Source organism: Rhizobium sp. CG5 (genome assembly GCF_023701945.1).
Classification (GTDB): domain Bacteria; phylum Pseudomonadota; class Alphaproteobacteria; order Rhizobiales; family Rhizobiaceae; genus Allorhizobium.
This window is the reverse complement of the sequence record NZ_JABAEF010000006.1, coordinates 121872-139851: the sequence shown is the minus strand read 5'-3', so window position 1 is coordinate 139851 and position 17980 is coordinate 121872. Positions and strand designations below refer to the sequence as shown.

18 protein-coding genes are annotated in these 17980 nt (G+C 62.2%); 15 read left to right on the top strand and 3 right to left on the bottom strand.

Going from position 1 to position 17980, the window contains the following annotated elements; translation table 11 throughout:
• Positions 1–175 precede the first annotated feature (175 nt).
• Entirely contained in the window at positions 176–1177 is a 1002-nt protein-coding gene (locus tag HGO38_RS12080) for a sensor histidine kinase (protein ID WP_250956138.1), read from the top strand.
• Positions 1178–1219: 42 nt separating this feature from the next.
• Here HGO38_RS12080 and HGO38_RS12075 read toward each other — a convergent pair whose 3' ends face one another.
• On the bottom strand, positions 1220–2866 hold the full coding sequence (locus HGO38_RS12075; protein ID WP_250956137.1) for a phosphoethanolamine transferase: 1647 nt from the start codon (positions 2864–2866) through the stop codon (positions 1220–1222).
• Positions 2867–3057: 191 nt separating this feature from the next.
• Between HGO38_RS12075 and HGO38_RS12070 the strand changes: the two genes are divergently transcribed.
• The 6 genes from HGO38_RS12070 to HGO38_RS12045 all read left to right on the top strand — a co-directional run bounded on the left by HGO38_RS12070 (position 3058) and on the right by HGO38_RS12045 (position 8750).
• On the top strand, positions 3058–3258 hold the full coding sequence (locus tag HGO38_RS12070; RefSeq protein ID WP_250956136.1) for a hypothetical protein: 201 nt from the start codon (positions 3058–3060) through the stop codon (positions 3256–3258).
• A gap of 218 nt (positions 3259–3476) precedes the next feature.
• Positions 3477–4166: a response regulator gene (locus tag HGO38_RS12065; RefSeq protein WP_250956135.1), complete on the top strand. Its 690-nt coding sequence runs from the start codon at positions 3477–3479 to the stop codon at positions 4164–4166.
• A 47-nt stretch (positions 4167–4213) separates the two neighbouring features.
• Positions 4214–5383 (top strand): FIST signal transduction protein, encoded by a 1170-nt coding sequence (locus HGO38_RS12060; protein ID WP_250956134.1) that lies wholly within the window; start codon positions 4214–4216, stop codon positions 5381–5383.
• Complete coding sequence (locus tag HGO38_RS12055) at positions 5380–7620, top strand: hybrid sensor histidine kinase/response regulator (RefSeq protein ID WP_250956133.1); 2241 nt, start codon at positions 5380–5382, stop codon at positions 7618–7620. Before HGO38_RS12060 ends, HGO38_RS12055 begins: the two co-directional genes overlap by 4 nt.
• Before the next feature lie 105 nt (positions 7621–7725).
• Entirely contained in the window at positions 7726–8397 is a 672-nt protein-coding gene (locus HGO38_RS12050) for a hypothetical protein (RefSeq protein ID WP_250956132.1), read from the top strand.
• The gene (locus HGO38_RS12045; RefSeq protein ID WP_250956131.1) at positions 8394–8750 is read left to right on the top strand and encodes a hypothetical protein; all 357 of its coding nucleotides are present in this window, start codon (positions 8394–8396) and stop codon (positions 8748–8750) included. Before HGO38_RS12050 ends, HGO38_RS12045 begins: the two co-directional genes overlap by 4 nt.
• 8 nt (positions 8751–8758) lie before the next feature.
• On the opposite strand, the gene HGO38_RS12040 is transcribed toward HGO38_RS12045, so the two are convergent.
• Entirely contained in the window at positions 8759–9571 is an 813-nt protein-coding gene (locus HGO38_RS12040) for a quinoprotein dehydrogenase-associated SoxYZ-like carrier (RefSeq protein WP_250956130.1), read from the bottom strand.
• A 160-nt stretch (positions 9572–9731) separates the two neighbouring features.
• Between HGO38_RS12040 and HGO38_RS12035 the strand changes: the two genes are divergently transcribed.
• Positions 9732–10796, top strand: a complete 1065-nt coding sequence (locus HGO38_RS12035) for a quinoprotein relay system zinc metallohydrolase 2 (protein WP_250956129.1) — start codon at positions 9732–9734, stop codon at positions 10794–10796.
• Positions 10797–10806: 10 nt separating this feature from the next.
• Here HGO38_RS12035 and HGO38_RS12030 read toward each other — a convergent pair whose 3' ends face one another.
• Positions 10807–11436, bottom strand: a complete 630-nt coding sequence (locus tag HGO38_RS12030) for a hypothetical protein (RefSeq protein WP_250956290.1) — start codon at positions 11434–11436, stop codon at positions 10807–10809.
• Positions 11437–11610: 174 nt separating this feature from the next.
• On the opposite strand from HGO38_RS12030, the gene HGO38_RS12025 reads away from it, so the two are divergent.
• From HGO38_RS12025 to HGO38_RS11995, 7 genes are all read left to right on the top strand, one after another.
• Complete coding sequence (locus tag HGO38_RS12025) at positions 11611–12738, top strand: S-(hydroxymethyl)glutathione dehydrogenase/class III alcohol dehydrogenase (protein ID WP_250956128.1); 1128 nt, start codon at positions 11611–11613, stop codon at positions 12736–12738.
• Positions 12739–12746: 8 nt separating this feature from the next.
• Positions 12747–13577, top strand: coding sequence for an S-formylglutathione hydrolase (gene fghA / locus HGO38_RS12020; RefSeq protein ID WP_250956289.1), 831 nt, complete (start codon positions 12747–12749; stop codon positions 13575–13577).
• Positions 13578–13590: 13 nt separating this feature from the next.
• On the top strand, positions 13591–14004 hold the full coding sequence (locus tag HGO38_RS12015) for a c-type cytochrome (RefSeq protein WP_250956127.1): 414 nt from the start codon (positions 13591–13593) through the stop codon (positions 14002–14004).
• A gap of 180 nt (positions 14005–14184) precedes the next feature.
• Complete coding sequence (xoxF5, locus tag HGO38_RS12010; RefSeq protein WP_250956126.1) at positions 14185–15987, top strand: lanthanide-dependent methanol dehydrogenase XoxF5; 1803 nt, start codon at positions 14185–14187, stop codon at positions 15985–15987.
• Between the two features lie 80 nt (positions 15988–16067).
• Complete coding sequence (locus tag HGO38_RS12005; protein ID WP_250956125.1) at positions 16068–16613, top strand: c-type cytochrome, methanol metabolism-related; 546 nt, start codon at positions 16068–16070, stop codon at positions 16611–16613.
• Positions 16573–17439, top strand: coding sequence for a substrate-binding domain-containing protein (locus tag HGO38_RS12000; RefSeq protein ID WP_250956124.1), 867 nt, complete (start codon positions 16573–16575; stop codon positions 17437–17439). Before HGO38_RS12005 ends, HGO38_RS12000 begins: the two co-directional genes overlap by 41 nt.
• Positions 17436–17975: a PQQ-dependent catabolism-associated CXXCW motif protein gene (locus HGO38_RS11995; RefSeq protein ID WP_250956123.1), complete on the top strand. Its 540-nt coding sequence runs from the start codon at positions 17436–17438 to the stop codon at positions 17973–17975. The genes HGO38_RS12000 and HGO38_RS11995 overlap by 4 nt, the downstream gene beginning before the upstream one ends.
• Positions 17976–17980 lie beyond the last annotated feature (5 nt).

The window sequence follows — 17980 nt, the reverse complement described above, 5'->3', positions numbered from 1 at the left end:
ATAAAGACACCGCGGCGGCAACGTCGCGGTGTCTTTTGCGGTTGCCCCATGAATCCAGCGCATAAGCTGATTTGCCGGCGCTGCACAATGATGCGATGGAATTCGCACAAAGGGTGGTGTTTTGCGATACGAGTAAAGTTCCTTTTTTAAAGATTTTTCTCGGAAAGATGAGTCGATGCCCTTTAGCGACCCTCACCATCCCCTTTGGAAGCCAGATAACCTGCGCCGTGCCATCAATGCAGCCGGCGTGGCGCTCTGGTCGTGGAATGTCGCCAATGACCATTTTGCGATGGACGACCAGGCTTTCAAACTCTGGGGACTTGTCAAAAGCGCCGAAGTCAAATTCGAGGATCTGTCGGCGCATATCCACCCGGCCGACCGCGATCGCGTGCGGGCTGCCTTTACGGCGACGCGCGGCATCGTCGGACCTTACGAGATCGACTTTCGCATTCTGGTGGAAGAGGATATCCGTTGGATTTCGGCGCGCGGGATCGGCGACGACTTGGCGCTGCACGAGGGACAGATGTTCGGCGTCTTTCTCGATGTAACCGGGCGCAAGCAGGCGGAAGAAGGCAACGAGTTGCTTGCCGGCGAAATGAGCCATCGGGTCAAGAATCTGCTGGCGATTGCCGTGGGGCTGACCAATATCACCTCGCAGTCGACGACGACCGCCAAGGAAATGGCAGTCGAGCTGACGGGCCGATTGTCGGCCCTTGGCCGGGCCCATGATCTGGTGCGTCCGCTTCCCGGCAGCCAGGGTCACGCGGCCCTTCTGGGTGATCTCCTGTCGGTCCTGCTGTCGCCTTACGAAGATCTCGGCGCCTTCAAGGGCCGCATCCGGGTGGCTGTGCCGCGCATGGGGGTGGGCGAGGCAGCGGCAACAGCGCTGTCGCTGATCTTCCACGAACTGGCGACGAACTCCCTGAAATACGGCGCACTCTCCGTGGACACAGGCATTCTCGATCTTTCCGGCTCCACGGAAGACAACGATGTGACGCTGACATGGACCGAGCGCGGCGGACCGGAGGTCGAGCCTCCCGATGGCGCCGAGGGCTATGGCAGCAAGCTGCTCAACCGAAGCGTAACCGGTCAACTCGGCGGGACGATCACCTATGACTGGTCGATCGAGGGGGTCATCGTTGTTCTGCGGCTGAAAGGCGAAAGGCTGGCCCGGTAGACAGACGGCCGGCATTGTTTCGACCCCTCGAAACGGGACCAACTATGATGGAGCTGTCGTCCGGCAGGCCGCGACCAGGTCGAGCGCCTGGTCGCGCACCGATGTCTCGACATGCATCATGCCGAGCACGGTGTGGAACAGGTTGTCATGGGAGGTCGGCTTGACGGCTTCGGCCTTCAGGCAGGCCTGATCCATCTGCTTCTTTTCTTGCCGGCCCTGCCAGAGAACGAAAGGCACATGGGTCTGCTGCGACGGCGCGATCATATAGGGTGCGCCGTGCAGATAAAGGCCGAATTCGCCGAGCGATTCGCCGTGATCGGACATGTAGATCATCGCCGGCGACAGGCGGTCCTGCCGCGCTGCCAGCTTGTCGATGATCGTTGCCAGGACATGATCGGTATAAAGGATCGTGTTGTCATAGGCGTTGACGATTTCCGGCTGAGTGCAATCGGCGAATTCCGCGGTGCGGCAGTCGGGGGTGAATTTGCGGAAGCTCTCGGGGTAGCGCTGGTAATAGGCCGGGCCGTGACTGCCGATCTGGTGCAGGACCAGGACCGTATCGCGATCGACCGTGTCCATAAAGGCGTCGAGGCGGGCGAGCATGACGCCGTCCTCGCATTCGCCGTCCTTGCAGAAGCGGGGATCCTTGGTGTCCGGCATCGACTGCTGCGCGACCCGGTTGGCGATCTGCTTGCTGCCGGTATTGTTATCCCACCATTCGGCCCTGATGCCGGCATGGGTCAGCACATCCAAAAGGTTTTCGGTGTCCAGTCCCCGGGTGTGGCTGTAGGTCGCCTTGGGATAGACCGAGAACATGCACGGTAGCGACACCGCCGTCGCCGTGCCGCAGCTGCTGGTGTCGGTGAAATAGGTGATATCCCGCCTGGCCAGTTCCGGATTGGTCTGGCGGGCATAGCCGTTCAGCGAGAAGTTTTCCGCCCGTGCGGTTTCGCCGGCGACGATGATCGTGAGCCGCGGCTTTCGGGCGCTGACAGGAGGGCCTGCCACATGGGCGTCCTGGCCGATCGGCTGGGCGACGATATCGCGCTCCGAACCGCGACCGATGGCGTAACCCACGGTGCTGGCAAGCGGGATCAAGGGATTGAGGGTCGCGAACCAGTCGCGATGTTCGCGCGTGACGGAGGCGTAGGTGCTGGCATGGGAGAGACCTGAGGCGGCGAAGACGACCAGGCAGGGCAGAATGACGGCGAGGTTCCATTTCACCTTCTGAAGGATGGGACGGTGCACGATGCGCACCAGGGCGATCAGGGCAGACGGCAGAAAACCGTAAAGCGCCATATGCAGGAGAAAGGCCGGCGTCACCAGGTGTCCGGCTTCCGCCGGCGTGGTTTCCGCGGCGTTGCGGATCATCTCGACGTCGATGATGACGCCGAAATGATCCATGAACCACGAGCTGGCGGCGCTGGCCAGAATGAGCCCGATGAACAGCGGCTTCGTCACGTATTTGACGGAGAAGGTCACGCAAACGGCAATGAAGATCGCTGCCAGGCCAAGGACCAGCAAGCCGGTGGCCAGCGGCTGACCGGTCATGTAGGCAAAGCCCTTGGACCAGAATGTCTGGTTGGCCAGCAGCAGAAGATAGAGGGCGGTGACAATGCTGAGCGTGGCGCTGCCGATGGCTGGCCGTGTCAGACAGAGGTGCCGTGGAGGAGCGACGATCGTGCTCACGGAAGTTCCTTTCGATCTGCGTATCGCGCCGGATCAAAAACGCCACGCCATGGGGAGCGCTGCGTCTGCGAGGTCGCGACACCGGCTAGATCGGCGGTTTTCCTGACAACAGCCTGAATGACGTGCCGGCCATTCAGCACGCTGTCAGGTTGCTCCTCGATACTGGGTGCTATCGAAACGCGAGAGCCTGCATGATTTCCAAGCTAGTGACCCCCGGTACGCTGTTTGTCGCGGCGCTTGTCGTCATGATTCTGGCGATGACGATGGCAACGGGACACCGCCCGAAGCTCCCGCATGTCAGCGCCGATGGGGTTCGACCGGTGAAGATCAGCGCATTGTCCGTCCAAAGATCTGTTGTTGTCGACATGGCACTTCATCGACAGGACACCTGAATTCTCTCCGGAACCCCGTGAGATCGGCATGTATCCAATCCCCGTCGAGCGGCACGCGGCAATTGCATGACCTCTCAAACTGTGCAACAACTTGGGGTGTGGTTGTGCTGGGGAGAGCATGGCCGCAAATGGGAGCAGAGATATTATCCAGTGTTATATGGAGTCGTTTAAGGCTGCTCCCTGATTTTCGACTAGGAAATATTTTTGGGAGGAGAGCCATGTCGCGGACCGATTTGTCCGTCCACTCGCTTTCGATAAAGTCGGCGCTGGTGATCGATGATCACCCGCTGTATTGCGATGCCTTGGCCACGACGATGGAAAGCATCTTCAATACGCGCCGTATTCGAACAGCGACGTCGCTGGGTGAGGCGCTGCAGCAATTACGGCTGCGGTTTTCACCCGATCTGATCATGCTGGACCTGAACCTGCCCGATGCGTCGGGCCTGAGCGGCTTTCTAAAGATCAAGGAAAAGACCCCGGATATACCGGTGATCGTCATTTCGGCGATCACCACGGAGGGCGTCATCCAGTCGGTGATTGCCGCCGGAGCCGCGGGGTTCATTCCCAAGGACATCGGTCGCCAGAGTTTTCAGGATGCCATGCAGGATATCTGGAACGGCAAGACCTATGTGCCGCCCGGCTACACCATGCCAAGCCGGGCCACGGCCACCGATCGGTCGGCGGAAACCATCTCGCGCAAGATCGCCCATCTGTCGCAGCAGCAGACCCGCATCCTCGGGTTGATCTGCGAAGGCATGCCGAACAAGCTGATCGCCTATGAAATGCAACTCGCCGAGGCAACCGTGAAGGCGCATATCACAGCGCTTCTGCGGCGGCTGGGGGTTCATAACCGGACGCAGGCGGCGATGCTGGTGCGTGAAGTGTCGATCCGCCACAGCCTGCAATGAGCCATACCGAAGCAGGCGCGGTTCTGGACAACAGGGGATGACGGCACATGACGGCTGTCGACGATCTTGACCGCAATCCGGCAGTGGCGGTGCGGCTTGCCGTGTCGCATGCCGAGGATGCCGCCGTTGCGCTGGCCGAGATCAGCCGGCAACTCGCCAGTGCACGGCCGAGCTTCATCCTTCTGTTCGTGCCGAACAGGTTGCAGCCCGAAGCCCTTGCCAAGGCCCTGCACGGGGCCTTGGCGGACACGGTTGTCTTTGGCTGCACGACGGCCGGTCAGATCACCTCGCGCGGCTATGAGGACGACGCGCTGCTGGCGATCGCCTTCGAGCGCAAGCACTTCCGGGTCGCCTCAACCCTGTTTTCGCCGATCTCGCCGGTGTCGATCGCCGATGTCGTCTCGCAAACCGAGCGGCTCGCATCGCAGTTCCGCGCCACTCCCGGCCGCAAGCGCCTGGCCTTGATCTTTGCCGACGGCCTGTCCAAACAGGAGGATATTCTGGTGGCGGCGCTTGAAGCCGGACTGAAGGATATTCCGGTGTTCGGCGGTTCGGCCGGCGATGGGCTGCGGTTTGAGAAAACGCAGGTGCTGCGCAATGGCGAGTTCCACAGCAATGCCGCCCTGCTGCTGCTGTTGGAAACCGATCTGGCCTTCAGCGGTCTCGGTTTCGATCATTTCCAGCCCACCGAAAAGCGCATGGTCGTCACCCGCGCCATTCCGGAGGAACGGCTGGTGCTGGAGATCAACGGCTCGCCCGCAGCCCAGGAATATGCCCGGATGATCCAGGTGCCGGTTGAAGACCTTTCGCCGAAGATCTTCGCCGAGAACCCGGTCCTGGTGCGCAATCGCAATCTCTACCATGTCAGGGCCATCCAGCAGATCCACGGCACAAACGGTCTGACCTTCCTGTCGGCGATCGACGACGGCCTGCTGCTGACGCTCGGCCGCGGCAAGGAGATCATCCGCACGCTGGATACCGGGCTTTCGGTCTGCGACAAGGACGGCGATGCACCCGATTTCATCCTGGGTTTCGACTGTTATCTGCGCAAGCTGGAAATCGAGCGCAAGGGTCTCGACATGGAGGCGTCGGATCGGTTCCGGCAGCGCCGGGTGGTTGGCTTCAGCACCTATGGCGAACAGCATCTCGGCGTGCATGTGAACCAGACCTTCGTCGGCGTCGCCTTCTTCCGGCCAAAGGGAGGGGCGCCGCTATGATCAATCCCGATGAACCCTACGAGATGCAACTGGCCAAGCAGGCCAAGATCATCGAGGCGCTGATCAACCGCGCCGAGCGCGGCCATGACGTCGGCGGATCGGCCTATTCGCTGTTCGAATCGGCGATTGCCCTGCAGACCGAGGTCTGGGAAAAGACCAAGGACCTGGAAAAGGCGCTCGACACGCTCGGCAGGGCATCCAGCGAACTGGAGATCGCCTATCAGGCGCAGGAGCGTATCCAGCGAAACCTCGCCGATGCCATGGTCGCCATGGAAGGCGGCTTCGCGCTGTTCTTCGAGGACCGGCTCCAGGTCTGCAATGCCCAATTCCGCCATCTGCTGCCCGATGTCGAACCGCTGATCAAGCCGGGCCTCGGTTTCGAGGATTACCTGGCAGCGGTCAATGCCAGCAAATACCTGAACCAGGACGAAAACGGCGTGACGGGCCGCGCCCAGCCGGTTGTCAGGGCGCAGCGGGCCGGCCAGCGTTTTTCGTCTTTCGTCATGGCGCTTCGAAACGACCGGTGGTTCCAGATCTCCTACCGGCAGACCAGTTCCGACAACATCACAGTGTTGCAGACCGAGATCACCGACATCGTCCGGGAAAACCGCCGCGAGAAGAACCGGCTGATCGACCAGCAGGCGCATTTCCTGCAGGCGGCCTTCGACCATATGTCGCTCGGGATCTGTACGTTTTCGTCGCGAGGCGACCTGCTGGTGCGCAACGAGCGCTTCAGCGAGCTGCTCGGCGTGCCGCTGTCTCTTCTGAAGAAGGGTAGCCGGTTCCAGCGCATCGTCGATCATGTCGAGCGCCACGAGATTCTCGATCGCCGCAGCGCGCGCCCGCAGTTTGCCCGCTGGTTCAAGGCCATGCGGCGGGGCGAAACGGTGCAGGAACGGTTCCGGCGCCGCGACGGCATGCGCCTCGACATCCGCATCCATTCCTTACCCGACGATGGCTTCATCGTCTCGATCATGGACGTGACGACGGAAAGCGAGGCGGCAGCGCTTCTGGAGCAGCGGGTCCAGGAGCGGACCATCGAGCTGACCGAGGCCAACCGCCAGCTGCAGATCCATGCCGAGGAGCAGAACCAGATCGAAGGGGCGCTGCGGCTGGCCAAGGAGGCCGCCGAGGCGGCCCATACCTCCAAGACCCGCTTTCTGGCGGCCGCCAGCCACGACCTTCTGCAGCCGATCAATGCCGCCAAGCTCTATCTCTCGATGCTGACGGACACCGTTGAGCCGGGCGCCAGGGATGTCGTCAACCGGCTCAACCGGTCCTTCACCTCAATTGAGTCCCTGCTGCAGGCCCTTCTCGATATCTCGCGCCTCGACAGTTCCGGCGCCGAGTTCAACATCACCTCCTTCAGCCTCGGCAGTCTGCTGCAGGGCCTGGCCGAGGATCTGGCGCCGCTGGCGGCGGAAAAGGGCATCCAGTTGCAGATCGTGCCCTCGACGCGCTGGGTGACCAGCGATCAGCGGTATCTGATGCGCTGCGTCCAGAATCTCGTGGTCAATGCCATTCAATACACCGAACGCGGCCGGGTACTGGTCGGTTGCCGCCTGCACGGCACAAAGCTCAGGATCGAAGTCTGGGATACCGGCGTCGGCATTTCGGAGGAGGACCAGACGCGGATCTTCAACGAGTTCACGCGGGTCGGCGGGGCGGGCAAAGGCACCGGCATGGGGCTTGGCCTGTCGATCGTCGAGCGGGCCTGCCGGCATCTGGAACATCCGGTGCGGCTGGTGTCGCAGCCGGGCTGCGGCTCGGTCTTTTCGATCGAGGTGCCGCTGGCTGCAGCCGGCCATGGCAATGTCTGCGAAAATCCGCTGATGGAACGGGTGCCCGAGGGCAGCCTCGATCTGATCGTCATGGTGGTCGAGAACGATGCTGCCGAACTGCACGCCATGACGCAGATGCTGGAGAGCTGGGGTGCCAGCGTGCTGGCGGCAGGCTCCACCGCCGATGCAGCGGCGCTGATGCAGGAGATCGGCACGGCGCCCGACATTCTGCTGGCCGACTACCATCTGGACGAGGGCGACAACGGCATTGAGACGATCCGCACGCTGCGGGCATTGTCAGGGGTCGAAATCCCGGCGGTGATCATTTCGGCCAACCGGCAGCGGGAATTCCTGCGGCTCGGTACTGAAATGTCGTTCGCCGTGCTGACCAAACCGGTGCAACTGGTGCGGCTGCGGGCGCTGATCGACTGGAAGACCAGGGCGCGGGTTGCATGAAACAAACACAGACCAAGGTCTCCGATGACATGGCCGCAGCTGTCGATAGGCTGATCGCCAACAAACGGGGACCTGAAAAACAGGTCCGCAACGGGAGGGTCTTTCATGCGCGTTGTTCTGCTTGCCCTGGTGCTGCTCGGGATCGGTCATGGGCCACTGTCTGCTGCCGGAACCGGCACCTATGACATGCTCTTTCCCTCGACGGCGCTGAAGGGACTGGAAGCGGCGCCGAGCCAGGACGCCGATCGGAGCACGCTCGTCTATGATAGAGTCATCTCCGGCGTCGGTCAGGAACAGTTGGACGGCAGTTTCCGCATCGGCCTGACGATCAAACCGGACGACAATGTCGCCCTGACGCTCTACCAGGGCACAAAGTCCCGCGGGCTTGGCAGCTACCCCGTTTCGGTCGGCAATCCGGTCATCATGTATTTCCTCGAAAGTGCCCTGGGCGATATCGCCGCGCAATCGGGCGGCAGCCCTTTCTATTTGCGCAACCGCATCAAGGATGCCCTGCTGCGCGACGCGCAGATCGTGCCGGTGTCGCTCCATTATCAAAACCGCGAGATCAAGGCGCGGGAGGTGACGATCCGGCCGTTCACCAACGACAAGGCGCGCGACCGGATGGGGCGGTTTGCCGAACTGGCGCTGGCCGTGACCATATCGGAAGACATTCCCGGCTTGTACTATTCGCTGGTCGCCACCGTTCCCGCAGCCCCGGGCGCTGCCGTCGGCTATTCCAACGCCATCACGTTCAAAACCGCGGAGGCACAGCCATGATGCGCGCGCCGCTCGCCGCACTGGTGGTCGTGCTGGCCGCGGCCCTGCCGGCCGGCGGCCAGAGCATGTCCGATCGCCTCAACGACTATCCGACAGAGGCGAGGGCCGATTATGTGTTCGGCTGCATGGCGGCCAATGGCCAGAGCCGCACGGCGCTGCGCCAATGTTCCTGTTCGATCGACGTGATCGCCTCGATCCTGCCTTACGATAAATATATCGAGGCCGAGACCGTTCTGTCGCTGCAGCAGGCCGGAGGCGAACAGACCGCGATGTTCAAATCGGCCGTCGTGCCGCGCACCATGGTGGCCGATCTTCGCCGCGCCCAGGCGGAAGCGGAAATCCTGTGCTTTTAAAAGTGTTTTCAGGCCGGTGGCATCTTCGGCAGGATTTGATCGAAGGCGTTGCCGTCGGTGTCGACGGCATGGATGGTGAGCTCGGGCGCGCCGTTGTCGATATAGCTGAAGCGGAACACCGGGTTCTCGCTGACCGAAATTCCACCGTCCAGCGCAAACAGCAGATCGTCCCCCTGTTTGACTTCCAGTTTGGTGATGAAATGGGCGCCGATGAACAATTGCGTGATCTGGTCGCGCTGCAGGCCGGAATAATTCGGATGGCGGATCATGATCTGCGCCTCACGACGGGTATTTGACATCGCCGCCGTGCCGTCGAACAGTTTCAGCCGCATTTCACCCATGCCGTTGAGGGCCGCCGCCGGATCCTTGGTGGCCGGCGCCGAGCAGCCGCCGGAGGCCTTGACGAAACGACCGGTCATGAAGCTGCCTTGCGGTGTCTCGGCAATCGCCCGGATATTGGAATACTGGTTGACCCGAACCCGGGTCTCGAATTTCAGCGGCGTCATCGCCGGGCCGAAGCGGATTTCGGCGGCCAGCGGCGAAGGGTTCTCATCGATCACCAGTTTCAACGACCGAATCGGCCCGCCGGTCAAATCCGTCTGCTCGATCGTGACCGGAACCGTCGCGGCATCGTTGGCGCGATAGGGGGCGGTGAGGGTAAACAGGGCGGCGCCATCGCGAAGGTCCGTCGTGCCGACGATATCCTCCTTCAGCGCGCTCCAGGTCGGTCCTTCGACCAGCGGATTGTCGGCGGTATCCTGCTGCGCGGCGGCAAGGCCTGCCGCCAGCATGACGGACATCGCTGTTAGCATCAGTCGCATGGTTCAAGGTCCCCGTTTCAAGGACAGCGCACGACAGCGGGTCGAGCCAAATATCAGTATAGACCGAAATAACCTGTCGCAGAACCGAGCCTTTCGGATGGGTTGCCGGTGCACTTCGGCGGACGCAGGTTCTGCCGGCGCAGGCGAGGGGAGGGCGGCCATGTTCGAAGCATTCGTGACCATGTGCCTGATCGCTGTCGGCAGCCCGGATGCGGGCGCGGCCGGTGAGACCTGCCGGACGGCGCTGCTGCCGGGTTTTGCGGCCGCGACGAAAGCCTCCTGCGAGCAGGCGGTGCGTCTCGTCGCGCGCCAGCCGGCGGATGGAACCAGGGAGGATCTGCCGTTCTGCGCGCCGCGAAGGCCCTCGACGCTTGTCTTCAGCGAGGCGGCACCCGGCGTCTTCGTGCATCGCGGCGTCGTGGCGGAGCCGGATCCGGCCAATGCCGGCGACGTCGCCAACATTGCTTTTGTCATTGGATCGGGCAGCATCGCGGTGATCGATGCCGGTGGCTCACGCCAGGTCGGCGAAGAGCTCTATCTGGCGATCCGCGAGCGCAGTGCCCTGCCGATTTCTCACCTGATCCTCACCCACATGCATCCCGATCATGTTTTCGGCGCAGGTCCGCTGAAAGAGGCAGGCGCCACGATCCTCGGCCAGGCCAACCTGCCGCGCGCTCTTCTGGATCGCGCCGAGAGCTACCAGGCGAGTTTCTCCCGGCTGATCGGCGGCGCGGCCTTCCTCGGCAGCCGCGTCCCCGTGCCGGATCGGGTGGTGGTGCAGGAGGAGGCAATCGATCTTGGTGGACGGATCCTGGATCTCAAGGCCTGGCAAACCGCCCATAGCGCTTCCGATCTGACGGTGCTCGACCGGAGGTCCGGAATCCTCTTTGCGGGTGACCTGCTGTTTGACGAGTATATCCCGGCGCTTGACGGGTCGCTGCGCGGTTGGCAAACCGTTCTGGCGCAGATGAAGGGCCTGCCGGCCCGGCATGTCGTGCCCGGTCACGGCGGGCCGCTGCTCGACTGGCCGCAGGCAGCCGCGCCGCTGGAGCGCTATCTCGGCGTGCTGGAGACCGACGCGCGAAAGGCGATCGACGACGGACTGGCACTGGGGGTGGCCACCGAGACCATCGGCCGGAGCGAAGCCGGCCATTGGCAACTGTTCGACCTGTTCAACCCGCGCAATGCCACCGTCGCCTATACGGAACTCGAATGGGATCCTTGAGAGGCGGCGCTCATTTCGGCATGTGTTTCAGCAGGATCTGGGCGATCGCATAGGCGCGCTTTTCCAGAAGCACCGGCGTTTCGCAGACATAGGTGAGCGCCTGCGAGCGATCGCGGTAGATGCGTTCGTCCCAGTCGATCTGTTCCTCCAGTCTGTCGATGCGGTCGAAATCCGGTTGCGTCTCGCCGGACAGTTTCGCCATTTCGACCCGGCTTCCGTCGATCCGCGAGGACAGCGCGATCTGGCTGCGGGAATAGCGGGCAATGCCTGAGATCAGCCTTTGCCGATTGCCGGCAATCGCCTCGAACACACCATAGAAGATATTGCCGAGCATTTGGCCATCGACCGGGCCTTGCTTGTCGACGAAGGCGCCGACTTCGGCTTCGGCCTCTTTCAACGTCACGCGGCGAAGCGACAGCTTGGCCACCAGATCGGTGGCGGCGGGCGACAACGGCATGCGGGTCACGGGTTCCGGCCACATCAGGCTCGCCGAGAGGTTCTCGACTTTGCGCTGGATGCACGGCCAGTCGGGGTCGGAAAAGTCCGCAGCCCCTGTTTTGCCGGGCGCAAGCGTCAGGCAAAGGGCCAGGCCGAGTGCCGGACCAAAGGAATACCCAAGGGAATGACCGGCGGCTCTCATCATCGTGTCTCCGTGTTCGATCGATGCTCAGTATAGGCGGGCGAGGGGCGATACCAAAGGTGCCGATTTACACACTAAGGTCGCAATTGTGTTTGCGCTTGGCCGGTCTGTAATCTGCAGACAAGGCCGCAACAGGCGGTCGATAGAGATCTTAAAGTCACCGGGAGGCATTTCATGCGCACACGCGCGGCTCTGGCGGTTCAAGCCGGAAAACCCCTTGTTGTTACCGAAGTCGAGCTCGAAGGCCCACGCGCCGGCGAGGTGCTGATCGAGGTCAAGGCGACCGGTATCTGCCATACCGATGATTTCACCCTGTCGGGTGCCGACCCCGAAGGCCTGTTCCCGGCCATTCTCGGCCATGAGGGCGCCGGCATCGTCGTCGATGTCGGCCCCGGCGTGACCTCGGTGAAGAAGGGCGACCATGTCATCCCGCTCTATACGCCCGAATGCCGCGAATGTTATTCGTGCCTCAGCCGCAAGACCAATCTCTGCACCGCCATCCGCTCGACGCAAGGCCAGGGCCTGATGCCGGACGGCACGTCGCGGTTCTCGATCGGTAAGGACAAGATCCACCATTACATGGGCTGCTCGACCTTTTCGAATTTCACGGTGCTGCCGGAGATCGCGGTCGCCAAGGTCAACCCCGACGCCCCGTTCGACAAGATCTGCTATATCGGCTGCGGCGTGACGACCGGCATCGGCGCTGTCATCAACACCGCCAAGGTCGAGATCGGCGCCACGGCCATCGTCTTCGGGCTCGGCGGCATCGGGCTGAACGTGCTGCAGGGGCTTCGCCTTGCCGGTGCCGACATGATCATAGGCGTCGACATCAACAATGACCGCAAGGAATGGGGCGAAAAATTCGGCATGACGCATTTCGTCAATCCGAAGGAAGTCGGCGACGACATCGTGCCCTATCTGGTCAACCTGACCAAGCGCAATGGCGACCTGATCGGCGGCGCCGACTATACCTTCGACTGCACCGGCAATACCAAGGTCATGCGCCAGGCGCTGGAAGCCTCGCATCGCGGCTGGGGCAAGTCGGTGATCATTGGCGTTGCCGGCGCCGGCCAGGAAATCTCGACGCGTCCGTTCCAGCTGGTCACCGGACGCAACTGGATGGGCACGGCCTTCGGTGGCGCGCGCGGCCGCACCGACGTGCCGAAGATCGTCGACTGGTATATGCAGGGCAAGATCCAGATCGACCCGATGATCACCCACACCATGCCGCTCGAGGATATCAACAAGGGTTTCGACATGATGCACAAGGGCGAAAGCATCCGCGGCGTCGTGATCTATTGAGCATGACAATGGAACTCGTCTCGCAAAACCAGTGTTTCGGCGGCACGCAGTCGGTTTACCGGCATGCGTCGGAGGTTTGCGGTGTCGAGATGACATTCGGCCTCTTTTTGCCGCCGCAGGCGCGGACCCGTCCGGTGCCGCTGCTGTGGTATCTCTCGGGGCTGACCTGCACCCATGAGAATGCCATGACCAAGGCGGGCCTGCAGCGGCATGCGGCCGAGCAGGGGCTGGCGCTGGTTTTCCCCGACACCTCGCCGCGCGGCGAAGGCGTGGCCGACGATCAGGCCTATGATCTGGGGCAGGGCGCAGGCTTCTATGTCAACGCGACGCAGAAACCCTGGTCGCGGCACTACCGCATGTACGATTATATCGTCACCGAACTGCCGGCCCTGCTGGAAAAGCACTTGCCGTTGAACGGGGTCAACGGCATTACCGGCCATTCGATGGGCGGCCATGGAGCACTGACGATCGCCTTTCGCAATCCGCAGCTGTTCCGCTCGGTTTCGGCCTTTGCGCCCATCGTCAATCCGACCCGATCGGACTGGGGGCGCAAGCAGTTTTCCGCCTATCTCGGCGAGGACGAGGCCCATTGGGTCCATTATGACGCCTGCCTGCTGCTGAGCGAACTCGGCTGGCCGGGTGATATCCTGATCGACCAGGGCGTGACGGACCAGTTCCTAGGGCAATTGCAGCCCGAATCCATGGCACGGCTGCTGGCCGAGCGGCGACAGGCCGGCGTGCTGCGCATGCAGGCGGGATACGATCATAGCTATTACTTCGTGGCGAGCTTCGGCGAAGACCACGTGCGCTGGCATGCAGAGCGGCTGAACGCTGCCTGAGGGAGAGGAACGCATGGCCTTGAGACTGGATACTTTGCTGACGGTTGCCGTTCTGTTGGGTGGCGCGCTCTGCGGCGGTTTTGCGCCGGTCCATGCCATGGACCCTGCAGCAGGCGATGCGGCGGCGGGCGAAAAGGTCTTTCGCAAATGTCAGGCCTGCCACGCGATCGGTCCGGAAGCCAAAGCCAAGGTCGGCCCGGTTCTGACCGGCGTCGTTGGCCGGCCGGCCGGCAAGAGCGAGGGATTTGCCTATTCCGCGGCCATGAGCAAGCAGGCCGAGGCGGGGCTGGTCTGGACGCCGGACAAGATCGGCGCCTTCGTGACCAGCCCGAAAGAGTTCCTGCCCGGTACCAAGATGGCCTTTGCGGGATTGCGCAAGGATCAGGAACGGGCCGACCTGATCGCATATCTGGCGACGTTTCCTTAAAAACCAAGGAGGAGGGCAGAGACGAGCAGGAGAAAGCGGCCGCGGCAGCGGAGGAATGGTTGCCGAGGCCATGGGGGATAGTGAATTCGCGAGCCGATGCCGGGGAAGAGGAGACCGCAAGGTTTTCCCGGGGCGAGGAGGGTGAAGGCCCTTATCGGTACCACTCAACGGGAGGATGAAATGAAACGACTTCTTACAATGCTTGCCTTCTTGTCGATAGGCGGCGCGCAGGTCGCCCTCGCCAATCCGGAATTGCAAAAGCAAATCGATGACCCCAACCAATGGGCCATCCAGACCGGCGACTATGCCAACCAGCGTTATTCCAAGCTGGATCAGATCAACAAGGACAATGTCGACAAGCTGCAGGTTGCCTGGAGCTTCTCGACCGGGGTTCTGCGCGGTCACGAAGGATCGCCGCTGGTGATCGGTGACATGATGTATGTTCATACGCCGTTCCCCAACACCGTCTATGCACTGGATCTCAGCAAGGAAGGCCGGATCGTCTGGCGCTACGAGCCGAAACAGGATTCGGAAGTCATTCCGGTGATGTGCTGCGATACCGTCAATCGCGGCGTGGCCTATGCCGACAACAAGATCTTCCTGCACCAGGCCGATACCACGGTCGTGGCGCTGGACGCCAAGACCGGCAAGGTGATCTGGAGCGTCAAGAACGGCGATCCGGCCAAGGGCGAGACCAATACCGCCACCGTTCTGCCGGTCAAGGACAAGGTCATCGTCGGCATCTCCGGCGGCGAGTTCGGGGTTCGCGGTTCCGTCACGGCCTATTCGATGGCCGATGGCAAACTCCTGTGGCGCGGTTATTCCATGGGTCCGGACAGCGACACGCTGATGAATCCGGAAAAGACCACCCATCTCGGCAAGCCGGTCGGTCCGGATTCCGGTCTGACGACCTGGGAAGGCGATCAGTGGAAGATCGGTGGCGGCACGACCTGGGGCTGGTATTCCTATGATGCCGAAGAAAACCTGATGTATTACGGATCGGGCAACCCTTCGACCTGGAACCCGTCCCAGCGGCCTGGCGATAACCGTTGGTCGATGACCATCTGGGCTCGCGATGTCGACACCGGCGAGGCCAAGTGGGTCTACCAGATGACGCCCCATGACGAATGGGACTATGACGGCGTCAACGAAATGATCCTGACGCAGCAGAAGATCGACGGCAAGGATCGCAAGCTGCTGACCCATTTCGACCGTAACGGCTTCGGCTATACGATGGACCGCGTCACCGGCGAACTGTTGGTGGCCGAGAAATACGACCCCACCGTCAACTGGGCGACCGAAGTGGTCATGGATCCGAAGTCCGAGCAATATGGCCGGCCGCAGGTGGTCGCGCAGTATTCGACCCAGCAGAATGGCGAGGACACCAACTCGACAGGCATCTGCCCGGCAGCGCTCGGCAGCAAGGACCAGCAGCCCGGGGCCTATTCGCCGAAGACCGAGCTGTTCTATGTGCCGACCAACCATGTCTGCATGGACTACGAGCCGTTCCGTGTCAGCTATACCGCCGGCCAGCCCTATGTCGGGGCAACGCTGTCGATGTATCCGCCGGAAGGCAGCCATGGCGGCATGGGCAACTTCATTGCTTGGGACGGCAAGGAAGGCAAGATCAAGTGGTCGCTGCCGGAACAGTTCTCCGTCTGGTCGGGCGCTCTGGCAACAGCCGGCGACGTGGTCTTCTACGGGACGCTGGAAGGGTATCTGAAGGCAGTCGATGCCACGACGGGCAAGGAACTCTATCGCTTCAAGACGCCGTCCGGCGTGATCGGCAACGTCATGACCTACACCCATGCCGACAAGCAGTATGTGGCCGTGCTTTCGGGCGTCGGCGGCTGGGCTGGTATCGGTCTGGCAGCTGGTCTGACCAATCCGAATGACGGTCTGGGTGCTGTTGGCGGCTATGCAGCCCTCAGCGACTATACCGCACTCGGTGGCACGCTCACCGTGTTCTCGCTGCCGAAGTAAACGGCAGTCTTCGCCCAGGGGACTGGCGCGGGTAGCGAAAGCCCGCGCCGGTTCGTTCTCAAGGCCTAAAAGGACACAAGATGACCAGAACACGACCTGCCCTGCCGATGATCCTTGCTGCGTTGATGCTTGCTGCCGGCACCGCTGTTGCTCAGGACGCGACACCTGCGGCTCCCGCGGCTGCTGACAATATTACCGCGGTGCGCGAGGAAAACGGACGCTATTACACCGCCGACGATATTCCGACCTTCAAGGTCGCCGAGGACGGCACGATCGACTGGATGACCTATTCGGGCTTTAGACGCTATCACTCGGAATGTCATGTCTGTCACGGCCCTGAAGGCGAGGGGTCGAGTTATGCGCCGGCCCTGAAGAAGTCGGCGATCGCCATGGATTATTACGACTTCGTCAATGTCGTCACCAATGGCCGCAAGAAGGTCAACGCCTCGGAAAACTCGGTGATGCCGGCCTTCGGGCAGAACGTCAACGTGATGTGTTATCTCGATGATATCTATACCTATCTGAAGGCGCGCGGCGCCGATGCCGTGCCGCGTGGACGCCCCGGCAAGAAGGAAGCGAAATCCGATGCGATCAGGGATGCTGAAAACGACTGTCTCGGCCGCTAGTTGGGCTGCCGCCATCGGCGCTGTGATGCTGGGCCTCTCCGGCATCACGCCGGCTCTGGCCCAGACCTCGGATCTGGTGTCGAAGACGGCGTTTAGGGTCTGCGCCGATCCGGCCAACATGCCGATGTCGGATCGCTCCGGCGCTGGCTTCGAGAACAAGATCGCCGAACTGATGGCGGCCAAGCTCGGCCTGCCGCTCGAATATACCTGGTTTCCGATGGCGACCGGCTTCATCCGCAAGACCTTGCAGGCCAATGCCTGCGATGTGGTGATCGGCTATGCCCAGGGCGACGAACTGGTGCTGAACACCAACCACTATTACACCTCGGCTTTCGTGCTGATCGTCCCGTCGACCGGGCCTTTGGCCGGCGTCACCACCCTGGCCGATCCTCTGCTCAAGGACAAAAGGGTCGGTGTCGTGGCCGGCGTGCCGCCGGCGACGCAGATGGCCAGAAACGGGCTGATGGCGAAAGCCAAGGGCTACCATCTGATGGTCGACCGGCGTTACGAGGATCCAGCCGATGACATGCTGGCCGATCTGGAATCCGGCGTGATCGATGCGGCCGTGCTGTGGGGGCCGATCGGCGCCCCGATCGTCAAGGCCAGCCATCCCGATCTGAAAGTGACGCCGCTGCTGTCGGAGGCGACGCCGCCCAGACTGTTCTACCGGATCACCATGGGTGTGCGGCAGGGCGAGAAGGTCTGGGAGCGCAAGCTCAATTCGCTGATCCGCCGCAACCAAGCCGAGATCAACGCGATCCTCATGGAGGCCGGCGTACCGCTGATGAACGACATGGGAACCGGTCCGCTGGAGGCGATGAAATGATCCGCTGGCGATTGGCCGCCCTCATCCTGCTGGTTGCCTCGTCGGCCGGGGCGGTCGACGAACCCGCCGGCTACCGCGACGGCGAATATCGCTCGGACGTGCCGGCCACCCTGAAGGGGGCGACGGTTGTCTCGACCGAAACCGCCTATGCCTTGTGGAAGACCGGCCAGGTCGCCTTCGTCGACGTCCTGCCGCGCCCGCCAAAACCCGACAACCTCCCGGCCGGCACCATCTGGAACGAGAAGCCGCGGATCTCCGTGCCCGGTGCCCTCTGGCTGCCCAATGTCGGCTACGGCAAACTGGCCGATGTCATGGCGGACTACTTTCGTGCCGGACTGGAAAAGGCATCATCGGGCGACAAGGATCGGCCGGTCCTGTTCTTCTGTCTGGACGGCTGCTGGATGTCGTGGAATGCCGCCAAGCGCGCCGTGGAATACGGCTATACCCATGTCTTCTGGTATCCGAAAGGAACCGACGGCTGGACGGCGGCCGGCTACTCGACGGCGCGCCTCGACCCCGAACCGGGCGGAAAATGAGCCGG